The organism is Acetivibrio cellulolyticus CD2 (genome assembly GCF_000179595.2).
Taxonomy (GTDB): domain Bacteria; phylum Bacillota; class Clostridia; order Acetivibrionales; family Acetivibrionaceae; genus Acetivibrio; species Acetivibrio cellulolyticus.
In genome coordinates this window covers 41,506-66,141 of sequence record NZ_JH556653.1, presented here as the reverse complement: position 1 = coordinate 66,141, position 24,636 = coordinate 41,506, and the positions used below count along the sequence as shown (strand labels likewise).

The 24,636-nt window shown below is 36.1% G+C and carries 24 protein-coding genes; 16 read left to right on the top strand and 8 right to left on the bottom strand.

All coding sequences use genetic code 11. The features are described 5' to 3' along the window. Positions 1-251: 251 nt before the first annotated feature. The 3 genes from ACECE_RS0202560 to ACECE_RS0202550 are packed head-to-tail and all read right to left on the bottom strand — an operon-like array spanning position 252 to position 4,347. On the bottom strand, positions 252-1,223 hold the full coding sequence (locus ACECE_RS0202560; protein WP_010243864.1) for a M48 family metalloprotease: 972 nt from the start codon (positions 1,221-1,223) through the stop codon (positions 252-254). Positions 1,224-1,258: 35 nt separating this feature from the next. Then, complete coding sequence (locus ACECE_RS0202555; protein ID WP_010243863.1) at positions 1,259-2,530, bottom strand: type IV secretory system conjugative DNA transfer family protein; 1,272 nt, start codon at positions 2,528-2,530, stop codon at positions 1,259-1,261. 38 nt (positions 2,531-2,568) lie between these two features. After that, a complete protein-coding gene (locus ACECE_RS0202550; RefSeq protein WP_010243862.1) occupies positions 2,569-4,347 on the bottom strand; it encodes a type IV secretory system conjugative DNA transfer family protein in 1,779 nt (592 codons plus the stop codon). Between the two features lie 709 nt (positions 4,348-5,056). Between ACECE_RS0202550 and ACECE_RS0202545 the strand changes: the two genes are divergently transcribed. From ACECE_RS0202545 to ACECE_RS0202530, 4 genes are all read left to right on the top strand, one after another. Continuing rightward, complete coding sequence (locus ACECE_RS0202545; protein WP_010243861.1) at positions 5,057-5,686, top strand: replication-relaxation family protein; 630 nt, start codon at positions 5,057-5,059, stop codon at positions 5,684-5,686. Between the two features lie 25 nt (positions 5,687-5,711). Continuing rightward, positions 5,712-5,888, top strand: a complete 177-nt coding sequence (locus ACECE_RS30910; protein WP_162862467.1) for a hypothetical protein — start codon at positions 5,712-5,714, stop codon at positions 5,886-5,888. A gap of 168 nt (positions 5,889-6,056) precedes the next feature. Next, positions 6,057-7,652, top strand: a complete 1,596-nt coding sequence (locus ACECE_RS0202535) for a recombinase family protein (RefSeq protein ID WP_010243860.1) — start codon at positions 6,057-6,059, stop codon at positions 7,650-7,652. Between the two features lie 120 nt (positions 7,653-7,772). After that, entirely contained in the window at positions 7,773-9,851 is a 2,079-nt protein-coding gene (locus ACECE_RS0202530) for an exo-alpha-sialidase (protein WP_010243859.1), read from the top strand. Positions 9,852-9,884: 33 nt separating this feature from the next. Here the strand turns inward: ACECE_RS0202530 and tnpC are convergent, their stop codons facing one another. The 4 genes from tnpC to tnpA all read right to left on the bottom strand — a co-directional run bounded on the left by tnpC (position 9,885) and on the right by tnpA (position 12,336). Beyond that, the gene (gene tnpC / locus ACECE_RS26365; protein ID WP_010243858.1) at positions 9,885-11,093 is read right to left on the bottom strand and encodes an IS66 family transposase; all 1,209 of its coding nucleotides are present in this window, start codon (positions 11,091-11,093) and stop codon (positions 9,885-9,887) included. 163 nt (positions 11,094-11,256) lie between these two features. Beyond that, positions 11,257-11,508 (bottom strand): hypothetical protein, encoded by a 252-nt coding sequence (locus ACECE_RS31610; protein ID WP_010243856.1) that lies wholly within the window; start codon positions 11,506-11,508, stop codon positions 11,257-11,259. Positions 11,509-11,647: 139 nt separating this feature from the next. Continuing rightward, complete coding sequence (gene tnpB, locus ACECE_RS0202520) at positions 11,648-12,022, bottom strand: IS66 family insertion sequence element accessory protein TnpB (RefSeq protein ID WP_010243264.1); 375 nt, start codon at positions 12,020-12,022, stop codon at positions 11,648-11,650. Continuing rightward, a complete protein-coding gene (gene tnpA, locus ACECE_RS26355) occupies positions 12,016-12,336 on the bottom strand; it encodes an IS66 family insertion sequence element accessory protein TnpA (RefSeq protein ID WP_010243263.1) in 321 nt (106 codons plus the stop codon). The genes tnpB and tnpA overlap by 7 nt, the downstream gene beginning before the upstream one ends. Before the next feature lie 21 nt (positions 12,337-12,357). Between tnpA and ACECE_RS32520 the strand changes: the two genes are divergently transcribed. The 12 genes from ACECE_RS32520 to ACECE_RS0202455 all read left to right on the top strand — a co-directional run bounded on the left by ACECE_RS32520 (position 12,358) and on the right by ACECE_RS0202455 (position 22,609). After that, positions 12,358-12,480 (top strand): hypothetical protein, encoded by a 123-nt coding sequence (locus ACECE_RS32520; RefSeq protein WP_456048988.1) that lies wholly within the window; start codon positions 12,358-12,360, stop codon positions 12,478-12,480. After that, positions 12,456-13,424: an RHS repeat-associated core domain-containing protein gene (locus ACECE_RS29975; RefSeq protein ID WP_083878393.1), complete on the top strand. Its 969-nt coding sequence runs from the start codon at positions 12,456-12,458 to the stop codon at positions 13,422-13,424. Before ACECE_RS32520 ends, ACECE_RS29975 begins: the two co-directional genes overlap by 25 nt. Continuing rightward, the gene (locus ACECE_RS0202500) at positions 13,421-13,981 is read left to right on the top strand and encodes a hypothetical protein (protein WP_010243851.1); all 561 of its coding nucleotides are present in this window, start codon (positions 13,421-13,423) and stop codon (positions 13,979-13,981) included. The genes ACECE_RS29975 and ACECE_RS0202500 overlap by 4 nt, the downstream gene beginning before the upstream one ends. 458 nt (positions 13,982-14,439) lie before the next feature. After that, a complete protein-coding gene (locus ACECE_RS30905; protein WP_162862466.1) occupies positions 14,440-14,592 on the top strand; it encodes a hypothetical protein in 153 nt (50 codons plus the stop codon). Positions 14,593-14,603: 11 nt separating this feature from the next. After that, on the top strand, positions 14,604-14,924 hold the full coding sequence (locus tag ACECE_RS0202490) for a hypothetical protein (protein ID WP_010243849.1): 321 nt from the start codon (positions 14,604-14,606) through the stop codon (positions 14,922-14,924). Between the two features lie 69 nt (positions 14,925-14,993). Further along, the gene (locus ACECE_RS0202485) at positions 14,994-15,212 is read left to right on the top strand and encodes an AP2 domain-containing protein (protein WP_010243847.1); all 219 of its coding nucleotides are present in this window, start codon (positions 14,994-14,996) and stop codon (positions 15,210-15,212) included. Positions 15,213-15,314: 102 nt separating this feature from the next. Continuing rightward, complete coding sequence (locus ACECE_RS0202480; protein ID WP_010243845.1) at positions 15,315-16,931, top strand: ABC-F family ATP-binding cassette domain-containing protein; 1,617 nt, start codon at positions 15,315-15,317, stop codon at positions 16,929-16,931. Between the two features lie 286 nt (positions 16,932-17,217). Beyond that, positions 17,218-20,442: a carbamoyl-phosphate synthase large subunit gene (gene carB, locus ACECE_RS0202475; protein ID WP_010243842.1), complete on the top strand. Its 3,225-nt coding sequence runs from the start codon at positions 17,218-17,220 to the stop codon at positions 20,440-20,442. A 432-nt stretch (positions 20,443-20,874) separates the two neighbouring features. Continuing rightward, the gene (locus ACECE_RS0202470; protein ID WP_010243838.1) at positions 20,875-21,237 is read left to right on the top strand and encodes a response regulator; all 363 of its coding nucleotides are present in this window, start codon (positions 20,875-20,877) and stop codon (positions 21,235-21,237) included. A gap of 14 nt (positions 21,238-21,251) precedes the next feature. Further along, positions 21,252-21,728, top strand: coding sequence for a chemotaxis protein CheX (locus ACECE_RS0202465; RefSeq protein WP_010243836.1), 477 nt, complete (start codon positions 21,252-21,254; stop codon positions 21,726-21,728). A 1-nt stretch (position 21,729) separates the two neighbouring features. Continuing rightward, the gene (locus tag ACECE_RS26345; RefSeq protein ID WP_010243834.1) at positions 21,730-22,209 is read left to right on the top strand and encodes a chemotaxis protein CheX; all 480 of its coding nucleotides are present in this window, start codon (positions 21,730-21,732) and stop codon (positions 22,207-22,209) included. 193 nt (positions 22,210-22,402) lie between these two features. Then, positions 22,403-22,609: a hypothetical protein gene (locus ACECE_RS0202455; RefSeq protein WP_010243832.1), complete on the top strand. Its 207-nt coding sequence runs from the start codon at positions 22,403-22,405 to the stop codon at positions 22,607-22,609. Between the two features lie 151 nt (positions 22,610-22,760). Here ACECE_RS0202455 and ACECE_RS0202450 read toward each other — a convergent pair whose 3' ends face one another. Then, positions 22,761-24,407 carry a SulP family inorganic anion transporter gene (locus tag ACECE_RS0202450; RefSeq protein WP_010243830.1) on the bottom strand — a complete coding sequence of 549 codons (1,647 nt, stop codon included), beginning with the start codon at positions 24,405-24,407 and terminating at the stop codon, positions 22,761-22,763. Positions 24,408-24,636: the final 229 nt, after the last annotated feature.

The following is a 24,636-nucleotide window of genomic DNA, read 5'->3' as shown; positions in this document are numbered from 1 at the left end:
AATCTTGCAGTAAGCATTTGTTGTAACAATTATTTGAAGTATGTATCTATAATTTGCTTTGTTCAAATCTCTTTGTATAATAAGAACTTCATCAAATTTTTTTTGGTAAAAGTTGTAGATAAATGTTTATATACATTATAATTCAAAATGTTATTTCTGTAAATATTAAGGGGATTATTCATCATATAAAAATATTTAAATGATGAATAATCCCCAAGTATATTCGTTTGCCGCATTTTATTTCTTTATCCCTATTCCATTTCCATCTCCATCCCCTCAAGCCTCTCAATCCTATAAGCAATTCTCGGATGGCTTGCTTTGAACCTTTCAATTAAATTCCTCTTATCTGACATTTGCAAGGTGTAAAGCTTATATAATGCCTGTTTTAGCTCATAGCCATAGCCTAACTTTTCTGCGTAGCTGTCTGCTTGGTATTCCTTTTCTCGGTTTTCTATCATAAGTAGTATTGTTGCAATTAAGGTTATTATCTTTACTGCAAAGTCTACTATCCATTTCATTATGCCGAGTACTGTATTACCTAATGATGTTTGGCTTTCTGAGGAGCTTGCTACCTGTTCCATTTTTCCGAGTGTCCATTTAATTATTAGTAGTACCCATAAGTACATGCTACTGCCGATTGTTATTAGTGTTTGTACTTTTGGGTCACCCTTTGCCATGTGTCCCATTTCATGGGCTAGTATTCCTTTGATTTCGTCATCATCCATGAATTCCATTAGTCCTCTGGTTATCGCTATTGTGTTTGTTCCAAGTGCAAATGCGTTTACTGATATTTCATCTACTATGTACAGGTTTATATTTTTACTTATATCTGGTGTTTGTTTTTGTACTTTTTCGTATACTTCTTCAAATAGTGGTATTAGCTTTTCTTTTTCTGTGTTTGTTGCTATGTTTCTTACGTCTTCTATATGCTTTAGGATTGTTTCTATAAAGTCTGATAGTGCAACTGTTGTTGTTATAAGGTATATTACTGCTGTTGTTAGTAATCCCTTTGGTGTAAATCCTTGTGTAGCCCATGATATGAGGAAGTATACTAATAGCCATATAATTAGTATAGGACGTTGTTTGAAGATTTTGCATTTATTTAGTATTGCAGCTTTTAAGCAGAATTGTTGATTCTCGTTGTTTTGGCTTACAATATTGTCAAAGAAAGCCGGAGCTATTTTGTATTCTGTTTCTCTATCTTTTTCTTGATTATTATTCATTTTATATATCCCTTTATATTTCCTTTCTTCAAATCTTAAAATGGTTTTTGCACTTTTATCCGCTCACATTTACCATTGTCTTTTGATAGGAATATTCCTTTTCCTGTTGGTAGTGATTTTATTTCGTCTGGGTGTACTATGAATTCTCTTGTTTTTCTTGCTGTTCCTACGTTTGTTGATTCTATGTTGTTTATCTGGTAAGTGATTTGCATTGTTTCTTTTGTTCCTAAAGTTTTAGCCAATTCCTCAGCACCTTTTGGGCTGTTTTGTCTTAGGACGATGTAGTTATTACAGTTTTCTATTATCTGTTGCTTGAAGGGTTCTCCTGCCACTGCTTCAAGGTCTGCAAGGCTTTGGGTTGCTGGTATTGCTGTAACTCCTGCACTCCTTGATTTGTTTATAAGGTCTATAAGCACTGTTGAAGCGTATACATTTATTTCATCGAAGATAAAAAACTTACGTCTGTCGTACTGTCCAAACATTTTACTTACTGCCTTTTTTGCATCTATTAGGATTAACCTTCCCATAACTGGGGATAGTTCTGGATATATAAGTGGGTTTAAGATAAATAGAATTATTGTATTTTCGCTTAATGCTGTATATATGTCGATTCCATCTTCATCAAAGATATTTCCGATGTCACTTTCAGCTATAGTGGTAAATCTGGCTGCTGCACTTTCTGCGATTTTTCCACTAGCTTTGATGATATCTAGGTTTTGTATATGGTCTTGCTTTGTTATTTTCTCCTGTTTTGCTAAAGTGGCGGATAGTTCTTCAAATGCACTGATACTAAAGTTTTTAATTATGCTTTTATAGGATAGCTTTTCTCCTTTTAGGTTAAGTAATTTCAATAATTTCTGTATATATCGCTCTGTATTTGTCTTGTAGTGTTCCTCGCTCCAGTCTGTCATGTTGATTAACATATCTTTGGCAATGGTTTCCTTTGCTCCTGCAAATGGATTGTATTTTCCTGAGCTTTCTGGTTCGTTTAGGTTGATGATAATTAACTTTCTGTTGTTCCTTTGTGCAAAGTGCTTCGTTATTGCCATGATTGAACCGCTGTCAATATCTCCTTTACCATCAACAATGAGTAAACCATAGTTTTTTTCTATTCCGCTTTTTATGAAATTTGAAAGTGCTACCGTTTTTCCACTTCCAGTAGTACCACATAAAAAGATGTGTTTAGCTGTATCGTCACAAAATACTAGCTTTCCGCTTGGGTTTGTTCCTATTAGGGTTTTGTCTGCTAAGTTTTTCGGATTACTTTGATTATTCTGATTTACTGGTTTTGATATGTCTTTATTCATGTTTTGTACTCCCTTAACATATAACAGATTATTTCCCCTTAAGTTTCAAATGCTTTCCTTACATGTACCTTTGTATATATATCCGAATCCTTTGATACAAATATTGCCTTGCCTGTTTTTAGTCTTTTTATTTCGTCAGGGTGAAATATGTATTCTTTTGTTATTCTTGCAGAGCCATATCCAGTAGATAAAATATCCTGTGTATTTTTTGCTTTTCCAACTTGGTAGGTCATTTGTAAGCTTTCTTGTGTTCCTAATATATTACTTAAGTCAGTTGCACTTTTAGCACTGTTTTGTCTTAAGACAATGTAATTATTACAGTTTTCTATTATCTGTTGTTTAAAGGCATCTCCTGCCACCGCTTCAAGGTCTGAGAGACTTTGCGTTGCTGGTATGGCACATACTCTGGCACTTCTTGATTTGTTGATTAGGTCAATGAGTAGCTTTGAAGCATATACATTTATTTCATCAAATATAAAGAAGGTTCGCTTCGGTTTGTTGGTTGTTTCTTGTGTGGTAAATAGCTTACTTACTGCTTTTTTGGCATCTATTAGGATTAATCTTCCGAATACTGGGGATAGCTCTGGATAAATAAGTGGATTTAGTACAAATAGTATTACTGCACCTTCTGTTATTGCAGTGTATATGTCTATTCCGTTTTCATCAAATATACTACCTATTTCACTTTCTGCCATGGTTGCAAATCTGGCTATTGCATTCTCGGCTATTTTTCCGCTTGCTTTTACTAATTCAAGGTTTGTCTTGTGGTCTTCTTTGGTAATTTTTTGTTCTTTGGTAAGCTTAGTGCTTAGCTTTTCAAATTCATAAGTACTTATGTATCTGATAATGCTATTAAAGGATAGGGGTGTTCCATCGAGGAGAATTAGCTTTGTTAGTCGCTGTAAGTATCTTTCAGTGTTTGTTTTGTAATGCTCCTCGCTCCAGTTTGTCATGTTGATTAGCATATCTTTTGTTATTGTTTCTGTTGTATTTATAAATGGATTGTATTTTGATGAGTTTTTGGGGTTGTTAAGGTCTATTATGTATAGCTTCCTGTTATACTTTTGTGTAAAGTTCTTAACAACTTCCATCATAGAGCCAGTTCCAATATCTCCTTTTCCGTCTACAATTAACATTCCATAGTTTTTAATTATTCCGCTTTCTATAAAGTTTGAAAGCAACATAGTTTTTCCGCTACCTGTAGTACCACATATAAATATATGCTTCGCATCATCTTTACATGTAATTATTTTTCCTTTGCTGTTTACTCCTAAGATTGTTTGGTCTTTTGGGTAATCATTAATTTTTTGGTTTGCCTTTTTTATGTTTTTGGGGTTGTTTTCCTGTTTTTCTTCCTTATCTTTTTTAAGTATGTATTCTTCAATTGTCTGTAACTTTGTGTTTCGTAATATTTCTTTCTTTTCTAGTACACTTGTAAAGTGACCAGATAATGCAACGGTTAGAAGTATCATAAGCACCCAACTTTCACTTGAGTAAGAAAAGGACGTTACCGCTTTTATTATGCTTGTGGATATTTGTCCTTGAGTTTGTTTATAGGTTTCTATAAGGATATTTCCGTTTTTTATTATATCTATGAAAAATGGCTTCATTAGGTCGCTACTTGATAAGGATATAACCATTATTATAAGCATTGATATAGTTGTAAGAATAAAGCCCTTTACTTTAAACCTATATAAAGCAAAGGTAAGAAGTGGAGTTATTATAATTATTGGGAATAGAATTATTGATACAAAGACTGTAATGCACATGATGACAGTAAAAATAATAAAGTCATCACTATTAGACTGTTTTGACATACTGCTATAATTCCTCCCCTCAATAAAATAAGTCCATTATTGTTCTGGACATGATATGTTGCCACCTCAAGTAAATATGGGGTGTTTGGTTCTTCTTTTATTCCATTCTGGTAATGAAATAAAAGAAGAACCAAAGGAACAAATGTATACAGTTACGGACTGTTTCGGCAAATACCATTCGCTCTTTTCCGTTATCTATCTAAGTATATATATATTTTCTCCCCTGGGCGTTCATGGAGTATATAGTAGAGATAATAGGGAATGTACGTCCGATTTTTATACCTTCTATTATATGCCTTTTTCCTAATTGTGTTACTGATAAAACAGGGTGTAAGTAGCGACAAAACAACCAAGGACAAGGAATATACATGTTCTATCTCGTGTCTTGCCATCTTACTGCATAATCAAGTCACCACTTTAGAACATCTTTAGAACAGCCCCAAGTCAAGTCTTATTCCCCCAAATGCTTTAAATACATGCCCTTGCTGTATGTACTTACTGTTGAAAAAGTGGGGTCTCGGGCAAAGGTCGCGCCCGAGACCCCACTTTTCCAACGTAAGTACGTAGTAGTAACCAATAATAATATATTTCATACAATAAATACATAAGCAAAGTATGTATTTATTTGTGTACGACTGGGGGCTTTTTGAGGATGGTGGTTGGGTATTGGTGGATGGTGATTAGTGAATAGGTATTGGGGGGGATAGGAATGAAGATTACTGATAGAGATTGTCAAGTGGTAAGTGAGATAGCAAGGTGGAAGTATTGTCTTGGTAGACAAATACGAATACTTGGGGGATTTACTGGACAACGAGCAACAGACCGAAGACTTAAGATACTTATCGACTCCCTATATATAGAAAGACACAGAATCATATATGGAGTTGCAGGACTTTACTTTGTAACAAAGACAGGGCTTTCTTTTTTTGGAATCGACACAACACCAAGTAAGCCAAGATTAGACCAGATATACCATGACATAGCTGTAGTTGACACTGCCATATACGTTATGAAATCCAGAAATATAAAATCCAGTGACATCAAAACTGAAAAGCAGTACAGAAAAGAACAAGGCTTTAACCCAAGAAAGCATCTACCTGACTATATATTTATAAAAGATAACAAAACCTACTGTGTAGAGGTTGAACTAAGCCTAAAAAGCAAACCAAGACTAGAAAAAAACATAGCAGAAAACTATTCTAACTATGACAGTCAATGCTTCATCGTTCCAAGGAATAGAGGCATTATAAAAGAAAGAGTAAAGGATATAAGTAAAAAATACACAGATATAGAGCTTATAGACTTAGAGGACATAGAGCAGTATGTACTGGGGTTATAATATCATTCTTTTGGTGGTGTATATAATGAGTAGTGAACATGAAGACCTTAAACACCCAAAGGATAAGGAAGATAAAAGTAATAAAACTGAGAAAAAAGCAAAAAAGGAAACAGCTATAAAAATAACAAGAAGCTTTAATGAAACTGGCAAGCCCTTCCACGAACTAATGAAAGACATATTCATTTATCTAATGGATATGTAATAACCACTAATCACTAATCACCAACCCCCAATCACCTTAAAAAATTTCCAAAAAATAAATGTAAAACATTGCTCAAACCCTTGAAAAATCTACATTTTTATGATATACTATTGGTAATTGGTAGGTAGTTATCTAAAAAACTTTGAGCGAAAAAGGAGACGTGAAAATATGTTTGCTCTTATAGATAACTACAGTAAAAACATAGATAAAAAAATATATAATGCAGGTCTTTACCTCCGAATATCCAAGGAAGATGAAATTTCTGGTGAATCGGAAAGTATAACAAATCAAAAGGACTATATATCAAGATATGTAATAGAAAACGGTTGGAATTTAACAGATATATATATTGATGATGGTTATACAGGTACAAACTTTAATAGACCTGAATTTAAAAGAATGTTAAAAGACCTTGAAGCAAAGAAAATAAATATGGTAATCACCAAAGACATGTCAAGACTTGGAAGAGACTATATAGATACAGGCTACTATATAGAAAGATACTTTCCAGAGCATGATATAAGGTACATAGCAATTAATGACGGAATAGACACCTTTGCACTAAACAACAGTAACAACGATATGAGTCCTTTTAAGTCAGTAATGAATGACATGTATGCAAAAGACATATCAAAGAAAATAAGAACATCACTGAGCGTAAAAAAGAGAAACGGCGAATACACAGGAGCATTTACACCATATGGTTATATAAAAGACCCAAAAGACAAAAACAAGCTACTAGTAGACCCAGACACAGTAGGAATAGTAAAAAGAATATACGAAATGTATGTGGGAGGACAAAGCTTCAGACAAATACAAACAACACTAAACAATGAAGGAATACTATCCCCGGGAGCATACAAACAACAAACCACTACATACAAAAACACATCACGCTATGGCTTATGGTCATTTGAAGGAGTTAAACAGATACTTATAAACCGTACCTACACAGGAGATATGACACAGGGGAAATTTGTAAAACTAAGCTACAAAATAAAAAAATCAAAACAGCTATCAAAAGACCTATGGGTAACAGTAGAAAACACCCATGAGCCGATAATAGATATAGACACCTTCGAGCTAGTACAAAAAATGATAGCAAGAAACGCAAGTTTTGACTTTACAGACAGAGCAAAACCCCATTTATTAGCAGGGCTAATGTACTGTGCTGACTGTGGCGGACGAATGACATTCATGCAAAGTGGACAAAAAGACGGAACAAAAATATACTATGCTGTATGTTCAAGCTACAAAAGATATAAAAAATGTACACGTCACTCAATAAAAGAAACTGACCTTGAAGCCTGTGTAATAAATGACCTAAAGCAAATATCAGAATACACGATAAACCGAGAAAAATTCCTCGAAGCAATAAAAGACAAGCCAAAAAAATCAAAAACAGAAACAACAGAAAAAGAAATAAAAGCTATAGAAGTGAAGCTCCAAGAGATCAAGAAAATAATCAAAAGCCTATACGAAGACAAAATAAAAAACATCATAGACGAAACAACCTTCATGGAGCTAACAAAAGACTACAGCAAAGAAAGAGACCAACTACAAACAAGACTTGTAAACCTAGAAGAAGAACTAAAAAAGCACACAGAACAAAAAGAAAAAAACAACGATATGTATAAAATGATTACCGAATTTTTAGACCTAGAAAACATCAATAAAACAATGTTGACACAATTAATTGAGAAAATAGTAATTGATGAAAATAGAAATGTTGAGATTAAATACCGCTTCAATAAACCTTTCTAAAAAGATGGAAAAGCATACCAGTAAATTTGTTCCAAATTAAAGTAAGCATATGATGACAGTGGAAATATTATTGAGAAGACTGATAGAAGAAATAGCACTTTTAAGTTCAATTATGATGGTATGAACAGGCTTACATCATCTTTTGTATCATGTTCTGACAGCAGCGGGAATGCATACTATGTTTACATGTATGATGGATTTGGAAACAGAATAGGTACGAGAGGCGGAACGATAGAAACTCTGACATTCAACGATATGGGATATGCAATATCAGATAAAAACTCAAAGGAAGAAATAAAACCTGCCTTTTCATCAAGAGTTGACTTAAGATGTGAAACAGGCGTAAAATTTGGAGCCTCTTCTTATGATAAAAGAGCAGATGGGAAAATCCTTGCCGCATATACAAAGGACAATTTAGTTGTGATTTCTACTGCTGACAGTGAAGAAGATGTATTTAATAATGCTAATGAGCTTGCAGCGAATGAGTCAGTCATTTATACTAGTTATTCTGGCATAGTTTCAGGCAAGATAACAGACCTACAGAAGCTTGCAAACGGCAATTACTTGCTATATGTAAATGAGCGTGGGGTAAAGGGAGATTCTGGTAAACCCAATAAACTGATAGTTTATGAAAGCACAGACGGAGGGCACAACTTCAGCTATAAGTCCACAATAAGAAGCTTTAATATGTCTCCAATCACAACTACAGTTCAAGATAATTGTGTTGTAGCAGGAAATGCAATACAGATGCCATCAGGAAGAATAATAATCCCGTTTGGCGGTTATACAGTACGTTACACTTATCAAGGCTGGGGAGGAGTGCTTTGTGCCTACTCGGATGATAATGGTGCAACGTGGTCGGTGGTAGATTTGTATACCAATACATACGCAGCCCCAACCTTCGGAATTGCAAAAATGGGAAATATGCTTGTAATGCAGATGAATAATTACTATGGTTCAGGAAGTTCATTTTTTAAGTATTCTACAGACAATGGCGAATCATGGTCAAGTATGAGTGTTAATTCTACTGGTGGTAACGGATTATACTCACAAATTTACTGGGGAGAAGGGGACGGATACTCATACTGGGTGCAGAGGAATCTAACGCCGGAACAAGTGTGGATATACAGAAGAAAAGATACGGCGGCTTTACCTACAACAGGTCAGGATCCATATATAAAGGGAGGTTCAAGTGCAACATGGGAAGGGCCGCTAAATACAAGCGCATTACCTATATCCATTTTAGATTTGTTTATTACATCTGAAGGAAGTATTGCTCTCACTGGAAGTTATTCGTATTACGGTAGTGATAGGTCTTGCGTAATACAAGGAAGCAGAAAGGTTAAAAAAACATGTGACTATAATGCCAAAGGATTGATTGTGGAAGAGTTAATGTTCAATATTGCAGGATTGCAGATAGAGAATATCACGTATTCATACGATAAACTGGACCGTCTTGAATATGTGTATGAGAATAACCAGGAAATAGCTCATTACACATATGATGATAATGGGAACAGAGCCAGCTTGGCATATAGCAACGGTAATTCGGCGGTATATACATATAACCTTGCGAACAAGCTGGTGTCACTGTCAAATTATGATGGTAACACCTTGGTATCCCAGTATACTTACACTTATTATCTGGATGGAAATATGGAAAGCAAGACTGATTCAAATGGCGCAACTACGTATGAATATGATGGCCTTAGCAGATTGTACAATGTGTCAGAGCCGGATGGAGCAGTAACTACATATTCATTTGATGATTATAACAACAGAAGTTTAAAAACAACAGTAAGCGGACAGACAACAACTGTGGTAAGTTATAGCTATAATCAAGGGTGTAGACTTTTGAGTGAGACTACTACTGTTAATGGAACACCAACGTCTACAGTAAACTACCAGTATGACGATAATGGAAATATGACATCGGATGGTACAAAAACATACAAATATGATGGTTTTAATCAACTGAAAGAGGTACAGGTAGGAACATCAAAGTATTTGTACAGTTACGATGGAGATGGTTTGAGGACCTCAAAGGTTATAGACGGAGTAGCAACGAATTTTATTAATAAAGGCGGAAACGTAGCACTTGAACTTGACGGCAGTGGAGTTATGCAAAGAAAGAACATATGGGGTATAAACCTGATTGCATCAGATTATAACGTAAGTGCTTCAAAAGATGACGTCTAGCTATATCACGATCATTGCGATAAGCTAATGGTGTCATTTTTTGAAGCACTTTTTATGTTTATGATTCAGCCTGCATTCTTCCGGTAAATCCTTTGACCAAGGCAGGTACTTGTCCAGAAGTTCTGGGTGGTTTTTAAAATCTGTATTAGGCATTGCTTCAAGGATATATTTTAGATACTCATACACATCCAAAATATTTGCTTTAGCAGATTCCACCAATGTATAAAGGATCGCATTAGCAGTTGCTCCCTTTGGAGTGTCAGCAAAAAGCCAGGCTCTTCTTGCTACGGCATATGGTTTGATATTTGCCTCGCAAAGATTGTTGGAGATGGGAAGCCTTCCGTCTTCTAGAAATGTTTCAAGATACTTTTTTTGATTCTTAGCATAATTTAGAGCTTTTGTTAGGTTCTCATTTGTAGTAGAAATTGCAGAGGTCTCTTCAACCCATGACCAAAAGGCATCAAGAATGGCACGTGACGCCTCCTGACGCTTCTCTTTCTTTTCGTCATATGACAGTTCCTTTATCTCATCTTCCAGTTTGAAGAGAAGATTGATGAATTCCCTTCCTTCAGCTCCTTTGGAACCCGAGATCTCTTTTCCTTTATTGTCCAGCGGAATACTTTCTATGAAATAGCGTCGACAATGAGCCCAACAAAGATTTCTTTTAATGTTCTCCGCTTTCTCATAAGCACTATACGCATCCGTGGTTAGATATCCATGAAACCCTTGTAATAGTTGCTTTGCAACATCACCGCTTCGGCTTCTGGAATAGTGGAAGAAAGCTGCCTTGATCTCTTCACAAGCTGCACTTCGCATGACCCACATGAAAGAATCACTGCTAGCTTGTTTGCCTTCTTCCTTATTACACTGGATTCTTGTTTCATCCATGTGAAGGACTTCGCATTTTAAAAGCTCCTCATGAATCCGGTTGTAAATCGGAGCCAGCCATTCTTCACTACACCGAATCGTCCAGTTTGCCATATTAGATCTTGGTAGCACCAGACCTATACGGTACCAATCGTTCTCTTGACGGTTGAAAGGAATCCCCATTGCAAACTTCTGATACATGACTTGTGCCACAAGGGATGCAGTTGCTATGGAGTGTGGCAGAACTGAAGTTGGAACCGCAGCTTTCTGGAAATGGTCTTTGGGATTTTCGCTACCTTCATTTCCACAGTTGGTACACTTAGCAACTTCCTGGAGAACCTGTACTACTTTCAGTTTTGACGGAATAAATTCCACTTCTGTGCGTACAAGCTTTTACCAATGACTTTCAGTTCTGCTCCGCACTCGGAACAGTTTTCTTCCGGAGGAATGATATATTCCTCCACCTCTTTCGGAATATTTACAAGCATTTCAACTCTGACACCAGGCTGTCTGGCAGTTCTTTGGTGGCTTGGAACGGTTATTTTTTCTGTTCCTTAAATAATTCCGCTGCCAGTTCCTGCGTTGTTTCAAACAGATTTATTTGTTCGCCTGTCTGTCTGGTAATCTCAGAAGGGCTACCAAATAGTTTCTTGCGAGCGTGCAGGAGAGCCTGAATCATGTTCTCAAGCTGGATATTTTGTTTTTGAATGATCTTATCTTTTGCTTCAAGTTCCTGCTTTTGTTTTTCAACTAAAGCCCGAAGCATTTCCAGTTCTTCATGTTCTGTCAATGGTATACACGTCCTTTTTTATCTGGTTTAAGTATACCACTTTTTAATGCCTTTTTCTATATTTTAGGAGATATTAATGGGCAAAAAAATGCTGATTTTATGCGGGTTTTTAGCCGTTTTTTCGGCATATTCACCAACCCTAATAACAGGTTTTTTCGGCACTCATTTCAACAGAATAATGTGCCTTTTTCTGTTCTATATTAAGTCCCTGAAAGAGCCATTCCATCTGCTGTAATGTAATCTCTTTTACTTCCGACGGGCTCTTGGGCCATTGAAACTTCATTCCTTCCAAAAGCTTCTTGCTGGCAAGGATAAACCCATTTTTATCATATCTCAAAACTTTAATAGCTGTTTTTCTTTTATTGCAGAAGATGAAAGCGCAGCTGTCTGAAAATGGATCGAGTTTAAACTGTAGATTCACAATCGCCACCAATCCATCAATCTGCTTCCGAAAATCTGTGGAATTACAGGCTATGTAGATATGTTCAGCTCCCTGGGTAAATCCGCCTAACATATTGAACGCAGTGTTTTTAACACTGTTGCTAGCAACTGAAGATCAGTCTTTTCGTGTATATCCAATACAAAATTGTCATACCGTATTGTGATGGAAGCAGAACCCGGATGCCTTATCACTTCTTCTGGAATTTTCATTTCTGCCCAGCATATATCTGTTGCTGAGTTCTTTTGCTTATTGAGTCTTGTAAGCCAATATTTGTAGGTTGACAATTTTATATTATTTTTTTCACACCATTGCCTAGCAGATAAGCCACTGGCTTTACAATCTAAAATTGTCTGCTTCCATATTGTCTCGGATTTTCTTTGTGCCATTTTAAAATGCCTCCTGACTTCATGAGTTTTATATCAGAAAGCATAACAGAAGTAGTTGTTAATTACACTACGGTATGTTTTGAAGCACTTACGATTATAACAGTGACAGACAGTTCTATCTGTTTAATGGACATGGCGATGTAGAGCAATTAACAGACACATCGGGAGGTGTTATAAAGGGGTATGACTACGATGAGTTTGGCAATGAAAGGAATATCGATGCAAATGATGCTAATCCGTTTAGGTATTGTGGCGAATATTACGACAAAGAAACTGGCACTATTTATCTGAGGGCAAGGTATTATAATCCTGCTACAGGTAGGTTTATAACTGAGGACAGCTACTGGGGTGAAGATATCGACCCGTTAAGTTTGAATTTGTATACGTATACAGAAAATAATCCGATATGTTACCTTGACCCGAGTGGACATATTCCTACAACATATGAAGCTGCGAATATGGCAGAACATATTTATGATGGAAAGAAAGGAGACAAAGTTTCTGGCTGGACATTGAATACTATTATAATAAATGATGAAGGACTTAAAATGGGAGTTTATTCAAGAGTAAAAGCCGATGGAACAACTGAATATTCGCTAGTTAATAAAGGTACAACGCCTACGAATTTTAGTGATTGGGTAAATAATATTCAACAACCAATAAGTTACTCAGATGACATGAAAGACTCGATTTCGGAATCAACTAAATTTGTGAATGACCATCCAAATAATGAAATAACAATGGTAGGGCACTCAAAGGGTGGTGCTGAGGCTACTGCAAATGCAGTAGCAACAAATAAAAATTGTATTATATTTAATCCTGCTACCGTAAATTTATCTGCATATGGCTTAAATACTAAAGGATATACTGCTAATATGACAGCATATATTGTAAAGGGTGAAATATTGAACAACATATTTGGTTCAGTTAGCAAACCAATAGGTAAAGTGGTTTACTTACCCAACCAAAATAAGACACCATGGTGGGTTCAGGGACTAAGTAGAGATGTTGTTAATCTTTCTAATTCAATACAAAACCATTTGATGGGATCAGTCAAAAAAGCGCTAAAGGAGGAAGGGTATAATTGAAAATAAAAATACTCATAATGATAGGAGTACTGGTATTATTAATATTTGCGGTAGTAGTATATTTTGTTGTTTGGCCATGGGCTATGATTGCTCTAGGAAATTCCTTTTTGCTAAATCCACCAAAACCTGAAATAACATATGCAGAATTTCCGTTTCGTTTGGAATATGAAATAAACGGAGAACGAAAAATTATTGAAGACACCTTAATATGTGAATATGACGGAATTGGGATGGATGAGGGACAAGGTAAATATCGTAAATGGAAGGAGCGTTTAGCCAGTGGAAAACAAAAAATAATATTAGTGAAAGTTGATGATACAAAAGAAATTTATTATCCAACTGGAAGTGCGCGATATTATATGGGGGATATGAAAGAGTATGAAAGTTATAAACAATCTTTCCCAGATGCCGCATTCGTTGAAAAAAGGGGGCGAATCACTGAAGATGGAATAATACCCTCAGATGAGTTGTTTAAAAAGTACAAAATTAAATTGATTAGTTGGGATATTAGTAAACCAATAAAGAATAATTTTCCTACAACCAAAACCAAAAAGTGAATGGTGTAAAGACTACCCATGTTTGGGACGGGCCAGTAGATGATAGCTGAATTAAACAGCTCAGGTACTGTAGCTAACTAAATAGTATAAAAAATAGGTGTCACAGGTAAAATTTGCATTTGCAATATAAAACCAAGCAAGGAGTTTATCGGGAAAAGTATAAAAGTTTAGTGTATTGCTTGAATTGTTGAGAACATCAAATAATTTCTTCTTACAGTCTAAATAGTCTAAATAATAAAAAAATAATAGCTAAATTGCGGCGAGTACATACTCCCCGGGTAAGCGGTTTACCGGTTCTTTCCAGAGTTTGTTGATTCAATTGTAAAATTGTAAATCTCATTTAATAGCAGCTTTGTCTTTAATAATTCGTAAGCGATGGAACAAAAGCCGTAGTGTAAACCCCTCCTATACTTGATAGTATTATTAGGAATAATAAATACAAGTTGGGAGGGGTTTTAGTGCCAATTAGAGATATGCAATTAGAAAAGGGAACCGGTTTACCGTTTACGTATAAACCTGAAATAATATTAGATGACGAGATGACGAGGATTATGAAAGAGTTGGGCAATTTAAATGGATTATTGATTATTGTATTCCTAAGATCAGAATAAATGGTGAACTCATGAAAATTTCTCAGTTGATTTTTGATGCTGGCAAGTCGGATGTTGTACTGCATAAGAATGGAAATATTTATGATTTTTGCAGGGATAACTGTTCTGTATGTGACGCTCATACTTATAAATATAGGTGTCTGGCTGAAGCCATATATTATGGTGTAGCTAAAGCTAAAAAGGCATGGGCTGCCAAGGTTTATGATACAGGCATAAAACAAAGCTATGAGACTTATCATTCTGAGTGGGAGGCTACAGTTGCAGCAGATTATCATGCAATAATCAAGTATAAGGATTTTGCGTTGAGGAACTTTCTGGAAGTTGGGATTTAAAAGTTAAAGCTTAATTATGAAGAAATTCTGAAAGCGAACCAGGAATATATTCCGGAATACAAAGCTCTTGTGAGGCAGGGGAAAAAGGTAAAGAGCAGAGAAGTCACATCAAAGTATGTTGGAGTTTCATTTAATAGGCGAATTAATAGATGGACTGCACAGATAACTTATAATTATAAAATGTATCATTTGGGAAGATTTGATGATGAAATAAAAGCGGCAAAAGCTTATGATAAAAAAGCCCTGGAACTGTTTGGCGAAAAGGCAAAGTTGAATTTTAAGGATTAGTAAATTCAATATATAATTTTAAATTGGGGTTTTACATGAATGGACGAATTCTTATCTATGTGTTATAATATGCCGTAAACTAAAAGAAGGATGGATGTAGATATGATTCATGCAAGTGGAATATCCCTAAGATATGGTGGACGTGCACTGTTTGAAAATGTGGATATAAAATTTACGCCCGGCAATTGTTACGGACTTATAGGAGCTAACGGTTCAGGAAAGTCAACTTTTCTAAAAATCCTCTCAGGAGAAGTAGAAGCAAATAAAGGGGAAATAAATATAACTCCAGGAGAAAGGTTGGCAGTATTAAAGCAGAACCATTATGAATTCGACGAATATGATGTTTTGAAGACGGTTATTTTGGGACACAAGAGATTATGTGAAATTATAGATGAGAAGGAAAAGCTTTATTCTAAAGCTGATTTTTCAGAAGAAGATGGTATAAGAATATCCGAGCTTGAGGGTGAGTTTGCCGAGTTGAACGGATGGGAAGCTGAATCGGAAGCAGCCACTCTTCTAAATGGTCTGGGAATTGGTGAAGAATTTCACTACAAAAAAATGAAGGATATGGATGCAAACTTAAAAGTAAGAGTGCTGCTGGCACAAGCCCTGTTTGGAAATCCTCACATACTTCTTCTGGACGAGCCTACAAACCACCTGGACATTGAGTCGATAACATGGTTGGAAAACTTCCTTTACAATTTTGAGAACACTGTTATAGTTGTATCCCATGACAGGCACTTTTTAAACAAGGTGTGTACGCATATAGCGGACATTGACTATGGAAAAATACAACTCTATGTAGGAAACTATGATTTCTGGTATGAATCAAGTCAGTTGGCACTTCAACAGGCAAGGGATTTAAACAGGAAAACAGAGGCTAAGATTAAGGAACTTCAGGAGTTTATTCAAAGATTTAGTGCAAATGCTTCAAAGTCCAAGCAGGCTACATCGAGGAAAAAGATGTTGGATAAGCTTACATTGGAAGACATTAAGCCATCATCAAGAAAGTATCCGTTTGTCGACTTTAAGCCTGATAGAGAAGCGGGTAATGACCTTCTTATGGTTAATGGTATAAGTATGACAATCGAAGGAGAGAAGCTCCTTGATAATGTTAGTTTCACTGTTAACAAGGGTGATAAGATCGCTTTTGTTGGCCCAAATGGTCTTGTTAAGTCAACTCTTTTCAGAATACTTATGGACGAACTTAAGGCAGATAGTGGAGATTTCAAGTGGGGTATAACTACTTCGCAGGCATATTTCCCAAAGGACAATTCCGAGTACTTTGATGGAGTAGATTTATCACTTGTTGATTGGTTAAGGCAGTATTCAAAAGATCAGACAGAGACTTTCCTCAGAGGCTGGCTTGGAAGAATGCTTTTCTCGGGAGAAGAAGCATTGAAAAAGGCGTCTGTGCTTTCAGGGGGAGAGAAGGTTCGATGTATGCTGGCAAAAATGATGCTTTCAGGTGCTAATGTTCTTATATTGGACGAGCCTACAAACCACCTTGACCTTGAATCCATTACCGCCTTAAATAATGGACTGATAAATTACAAGGGTACGTTATTGTTCGTATCTCATGACCATCAATTTGTTCAGACTGTTGCCAACAGGATAATTGAAATAACACCTAAAGGCTTGATAGACAGACCTGTTACTTATGATGAGTATTTGGAAAACGAAGAGCTTACTGCACTTAGAAAGAGCATGTATGCTTAATTAGGACAATACTTAGAACCTCTTTATCATTTTAAGCTTATTCCTATGAAATGGAGCTTAAAGATAAAGAGGTTCTTTTTCTCGAAAACCTACCATTAAAAATCACCGCTGTGAAACTTTTGAAAATGGAGGCTTTGGTTAAACTGTCGCTTGTTTGTTCTTACCCAAATTTTATAGAAAAACTACTAAATTTAATAATAAAAAAGTTATGATTTTTGTGAGTTTTGTTATATAATATTTCACAGAGCTCAATGGTGAGCAAGCTCAATGATGAGGAGTAGATATTATGCCAAAAAGATCTGATATTAACAAAATAATGATAGTAGGCTCAGGTCCGATTATTATCGGGCAAGCCTGTGAGTTTGACTATTCAGGTACTCAAGCCTGTAAAGCACTTCGTAAATTAGGTTACCAGGTAATACTGGTTAATTCAAATCCAGCAACAATAATGACTGATCCCGGGATGGCAGATGCAACATATATCGAGCCATTAAACGTACCACGCCTAACTGAAATAATCGATAAAGAGCGTCCGGATGCAATTCTTCCTAACCTTGGTGGTCAATCAGGATTAAATCTTTGCTCTGAACTGGCAAAAGCAGGGGTGCTAGATAAGTACGATGTAAAAGTAATAGGTGTTCAACTTGATGCCATCGAACGTGGCGAAGACCGTATAGCATTTAAGGAAACCATGAAAAGATTGGGTATTGAAATGCCTCAAAGTGAACCTGCATACACAGTGGAAGAGGCAAAAGAAATTGCAAAAAAACTAGGTTTTCCTGTTGTAATCCGTCCTGCTTACACTATGGGAGGTACAGGCGGCGGTTTGGTTTATAATATGGAGGAACTCGAAGTTGTTGCAGGGAGAGGAATATCAGCAAGTATGGTAGGTCAGATACTTGTAGAAGAATCAGTTTTAGGTTGGGAAGAACTTGAACTCGAAGTTGTTCGTGACTCAAAGAATCAAATGATTACAGTTTGTTTTATTGAAAATATTGATCCTATGGGAGTTCACACAGGAGATTCCTTCTGTTCTGCACCTATGCTGACTATCAGCACAGAACTTCAGCAAAGACTGCAAAAATACGCATACTCTATTGTAGAGGCAATTGAGGTAATAGGTGGTACCAATGTTCAATTTGCACATGATCCAAAAACCGACAGGGTTGTAATTATAGAAATAAATCCAAGAACTTCACGTTCGTCAGCTCTTGCTTCTAAGGCAACAGGTTTTCCTATTGCATTGATTTCTTCACTTCTTGCAGCTGGTCTTACTCTTGATGAAATTCCATACTGGCGCAGTGGAACACTTGATAAATATACACCATCAGGGGATTATATAGTAATCAAGTTTGCTCGTTGGGCATTTGAGAAATTCAAAGGAGCAAAAGATAAGCTCGGAACTCAGATGAGAGCCGTCGGTGAAGTAATGAGTATAGGTAAAACCTATAAGGAAGCATTACACAAGGCAATCCGTTCATTAGAAATAGGACGCAGCGGTATGGGCTATGCAAAGGACTTTAACACAAAGACTCTTTCGCAGCTCATGGAAATGCTTGCAGAGCCAACAAGTGAAAGACAGTTTATTATGTATGAAGCCTTGAGAAAAGGTGCAGATGTTGAAGAACTTCATAAGCTTACACATATAAAGAAATATTTTATAGAGCAGATGAAAGAATTGGTATTGCTCGAAGAAGATATGCTCAAATACAAAGGTGGAACTTTACCGGATGAGTTACTTATTCGTGCAAAAAAGGATGGATTTTCAGATAAGTATATTGCAAAAATTCTTTCTGTTGAAGAGTCTCAAATAAGAAGCACACGTACAGAACTTGGTGTTGTTGAAGGATGGGAACCGGTGCCTGTAAGCGGGGTGGAAAATGCTGCATATTACTACTCGACTTACAACGCTCCTGATAAAACACCTGTAAGTAACAATAAGAAGATTATGATACTTGGAGGAGGTCCTAACAGAATCGGGCAGGGTATTGAGTTTGACTACTGCTGCGTCCATGCAGCATTGGCAATACGTGAAATGGGATTTGAAACCATTATGGTAAATTGTAATCCTGAAACAGTATCAACAGACTATGATACATCCGATAAACTGTACTTTGAGCCTCTTACAGTTGAAGATGTTTTAAGTATATATGAAAAGGAAAAACCTTTAGGTATAATTGTTCAGTTTGGAGGACAGACACCTCTTAATATAGCGTCAGAGCTTGTACGTGCAGGTGTAAAAGTATTAGGCACAACTACAGATGCAATAGACCTTGCAGAAGATAGAGATCGCTTCCGTATTATGATGGAAAAGCTTGAAATTCCTATGCCTGAATCAGGTATGGCAAGCAATATGGAGCAAGCTGTGAAAATAGCAAACAGGATTGGATATCCATTAATGGTGCGTCCTTCGTATGTTTTGGGTGGCCGTGGTATGGAAGTTATACATGATGAAGAAATGCTCAAGCAATACGTTGAAGCAGCTGTTGATGTGACTCCAGAACGTCCAATTCTGATTGACAAGTTCCTTGATAATGCAGTAGAAGCTGAGGCAGATGCCATTTCTGACGGAAAAGACGTATTTGTACCTGCAGTAATGGAACATATTGAATTAGCTGGAATTCATTCAGGAGATTCAGCATGTGTTATTCCAACTATCAGTATACCGGAGAAGCATCTTGTCACTATACGAAAATATACTGAACAGATTGCAAAGGAACTTAATGTTATAGGATTGATGAATATGCAATATGCCATTGCAAACGATAAGGTATATGTACTGGAAGCAAACCCACGTGCATCAAGAACTGTTCCGCTTGTTTCAAAAGTATGCAATATTAAGATGGCACATATTGCAACTGAGCTTATGATTTCGAATATGGTAGGAGGCAGAAAGTTCTCCGACTATAATTTCAAACTCCTTGATGTACCTCATTACGGTGTTAAGGAAGCCGTTTTCCCATTCAATATGTTCCAGGAAGTAGACCCAATCCTTGGACCTGAAATGCGTTCGACTGGTGAAGTATTAGGGCTTGCCGATTCATTCGGTCTTGCTTTCTTCAAAGCTCAGGAAGCTACCCAAGTATCACTGCCTGAATCGGGAACTGTTCTGATTAGTATAACTGACAGGGATAAAGCACAAGCGCTTGAAGTTGCAAAGGAATTTGTAAAACTCGGTTTTAAAATCAAGGCTACTGCTGGAACCCATAAGTACCTGTCAGAAAACAATGTTGAGGCTGAAATGATAAATAAGATACATGAAGGAAGGCCAAATATTGTAGACAGCATTACCAATAAGGAGATCCAACTGATAATCAACACTCCTATTGGTAAAAGAAGTCAGGATGATGACTCATATATCCGTAAGACTGCCATAAAGTATAAAATTCCATATATAACAACAATGGCTGCTGCCAATGCCAGCGTTAAAGGTATTGCTGCATTTATAGAAAGTAAAAAAGGAGTTACACCTATCAAATCGCTGCAGGAATATCATGGGAATATTGGTTAAGGCAAAAGATTCCAAGAGGATTGCTAAGGAATAGCTGAAATATTACTTAGGTTTTTCATGCGGCTATGTAAAGTTATCTTACAAATGAATAATATAAATTCAAAAAGACAAGGTTTTTTTAAGCCTTGCCTTTTTGTGTATTAGGCAATAAATGCAAGCTATGCTAGGAGAGCAAACAAGCTTTAGCTTCAAGTATCGACTGTCTGGCGAAAAATGGACTCAAAACAAAAAAGTTAATTGCCGATATATAAATGTCGCAGAAAAATTTATTGCTTTCACCAATAACGAAATAACGAACACTAAAATAAAAATAGGGGTGCAGCAACTTCGATTGACCAGGGAAGCTTACTCAACTTTTAAAGGACGATAGAAGTTATTAAGCAAGATAATAACGGTCAATTGAAATTCCTAAGAATAAGGAGGATAAACTTTATGGGGAAAAGAGTACTTTTAGTTGATGATTCCCTAATGGTTCATTTTTTGTTAAGGAGAGTTCTGGAGGAAAATGGATACGAAGTGTGTGGCGATGCTAAAGATGGGAGTGAAGGCGTAGAATTGTTTATAAGTCTTATGCCTGATTTGGTGTTTATGGATATAACAATGCCTGTTATGGACGGAATTGAGGCAACAAAAAAAATAAGGGAAAAGGACGTTAATGCCAAAATTGTAATGCTTACAGCAATGGGAGACGAGGGTATCATGTCCCAGGCGAAGGATGCCGGGGTAGCTATATTCTTAAAAAAGCCATTTGATGATAATAAAATAATAAGCGCAATATCCAAATTACTAAAGTAGCAAAGGAGGAAACCATGGATAAGAGATTGTCAGATCCTTTTTTTAGCAGTACAAGAGAAATTATTAAACAAATGGCTGATATAGATATTAATATTAATGAAGTTCAGGAAATAGATAATAGTGAAATAGTTTCATATGGTGTCGCCTCAATAATTAATTTTTCAGGCAAGATAAAAGGAAGATTTATGATTGATTTAGAGGCTGACCTGGCATTAAAAATAGCTGGAAATATACTTGGAGAACCCTGCACTAATTTAAAAAATAGAATATTTGTTGCTGCAATTTCAGAATTAAATAATGTTATTGCAGGTGATGCAAATACATATATTAATAACAACTATTCATTAGACCTTCGTCTTGCTACTCCTGTAGTTTATTCAGGCAAAAATATAGTTATTGTAACGTCAAAGATTATTTCAACGACTTTGTTGTGTAGCACAGTCTATGGAAAAATGAAACTGAATGTCGGTTTCCAGGGAGGGTTGGTGTAATTTGAATTCAAAACATTTAGATCCTTTTTTAAAGGCAGTTGAATTAGTATTAAGCCAAATTGGTATCAGCGATATCAAAAAGGGCAGCATACAGGTAAAGGAAGAAATGTATGTTGATAAAGATATTACTGCTTTTATAGGAATCGTTGGAGAAATTAAGGGAAATGTTTCATATTCCTTTGACTCACAAACAGCAATGAAAATAGCCTCAGCCATGATGATGGGAATGCCTGTAACACAATTAAATGAGATAGAAAGAAGTGCTTTGGCAGAATTGGCAAATATGATTACCGGGAATGCAGTTGGAGGGTTGACTGATGTTAAAGACATTGATATTACTCCACCATCAGTTATAATGGGGCAGGACATATTTTTTGTAATCGGTACAGTATCAACCCTAACAATAAGTATTGAAACTTCGGTAGGATCTATAGAAGTCAATTTTGGCCTTGAGACACAAGATAATTGTTTAGGTAATTAAATTTCTAAAACCTCAAATCATCTTATACCCGCTTAAAATCCGCAAGCTTAAAAACTATGTTTACCTTGAAACTGATTTAATTAAGAAATATTTCTAGCATTTAAGAAATCCAGTAATTTTATTAGATTTTAGGGAATAATAATAATACGATAATTATACCTCTATAAACAGTAAACTAAAAGGAGGATTTTGTATGTTGATATGTGTTCCTAAATCTGATTTCAGAAAGGTATCAGACGGAGAGGTAATAGCACTTTTTGAAGATGATACATTTATCGGATATGCAAGCGTTCTTACTGTGTTGGAAAGTATAATCATTCTTGAGGTTGGACAAAAGATAGCAAAATTATATGAGGATTTGATTAAGCAAAATAAAATTGCTACTTTCCACATATATTAAAAAGGTAGCAATGGGTTAGTGAGAAGTGGAGTTTGGGTATTTTGAATTATCTAAGGTCAAAATTGATAAAATTGGTACATAGATGAAGAGACAAGGTCTTATAAAAGCCTTGTCTCTTCATCTTATATGGAATATAATGATTGTTTAAAATCTATGCTACTATAATTTCCTGAGCGGCAGCAATTGCTTGATCGGCACTCCAGAAAACCTTATCTTCACCAATATTTTCTGCCAGATTGCTTTTCTTCAACATTTCCCTTACATTTGGTTGAAGACCGCAAAGCATAAGCTGACAGTTCTTTTGTTTCAATTGATGGAATAGCTCATCAAGAGCTTGTACACCTGAAGTATCAATGAGAGGTACTCCACGCATTGATAGAATCAGCACACTGGTTTTTTCGATATCAGCCAGTTGGGTATTCAACTGCTTTACAGTAGCGAAGAAAATTGGACCTGTGAAATAAACTACACGTACATCCTTCAAAGGTTTTGTAAGAGACATACCATTTTTTTCGCTAAACCTTTTTTCATCAACTTCATGAATACTGATTCCCATATTTGAAATTTTGACCAAAAACATGAAACTGGCGAAAACAACACCGATGATTATGGCCTCTGTAAGATCAAACACTATAGTTGCAAACATTGTAATAATGTACTTAAAGATTGCACTTGTGAAACGTTTTGAGAATATGTACTTAATGTTTTCCCATTCATTCATACGCCAAGCTGTTACCATAAGTACACCGGCAAGGGCTGCAAGCGGTATTTGGGACATAACAGGTCCAAGAACAAACATGGATATCAAAAGTCCTACTGCGTGGAAAATGCTTACAAGCCTTGTTTGACTGCCTGATTTTATAGCTACACTTGTTCTTGCAATGGCTGCTGTTGCAGGTACCCCACCAAAGAACGGTATTATAATATTACCAATTCCCTGAGCTACAAGCTCACGGTTTGCATCTAGTTTTTCACCCTTCATCTTGCTGCCTACTTCACCGCAGAGAAGGCTTTCAATCATTCCAAGTGCTGCGATGCTTAACGCCGGCATTATCATTCCCTGAAGGTCTGATAGTTTAACAGAAAAAAGGTTTAGTCTAGTATCGGGAAGAAGAGTTTTAGGTATTTCACCAATAACTGCTACAGGTAAATTAAAAATCATTTTTACAATAAGTGCTACTATAAGACCGACAAGAGAAGAAGGTACTATCGAATTCCACTTCTTTGGCCACAAGAGCATCGTAGCAATTACTAAGCATCCAAGAAGAACTGCATTCCAATTAGGGTTTATTCCCGTTTGAAAATAGTGTATAAATTTTATAGCTGAGGAATCAGCTGCTGCAGATTTTATACCAAAAAAGTTATCTATTTGACCAATGGCAATTATTAGAGCGATTCCAGAGGTAAACCCGGTTACAACAGGGGATGGAATATAAGATACAATTTTACCAAACTTCAAAAGACCAGCAATTACAAGAATTATACCAGACATTGCTCCTGCCAGCCATACTCCGTTAAGACCGTATTTTTGGAAAAGTAGAATTAGGATTGCTGTCATTGCACCTGTAGGACCTGAGACCTGAAAAGATGCTCCAGAGAGAGAGGCGATTATCAAACCTGAAATAATTGCGGTAATTAAACCTGCCGCTGCTGTTGCGCCGCAGCCTACACCAAAGGCGAGTGCTAATGGAAGAGCAACTGCAGTAACTGTTAGACCTGCAAGGAGATCTTGCTTTAACTTTTGGGCATTATACCCTTTAAACTCCTGTTTTAGGTCGCTTATGTATTCATTTATCATTCTTTTCACTCCATTCTAAAACATACATACTTGTTTATTTTAAAAGTATTAGGAAATAAAAACAATAGGCAAAAAGGTTCAAATATTATATCTATGTACCAAAAATGTTGATGTCCTGCGTTTGTGTCCTTATTTATGTGAAATTCTCTAATAAATTTAAGTTTACTTTAATATTGGGATGAGCTTGTATTTTTGTAATTCGCAAACGCTTACACAATAAGCAATGCAA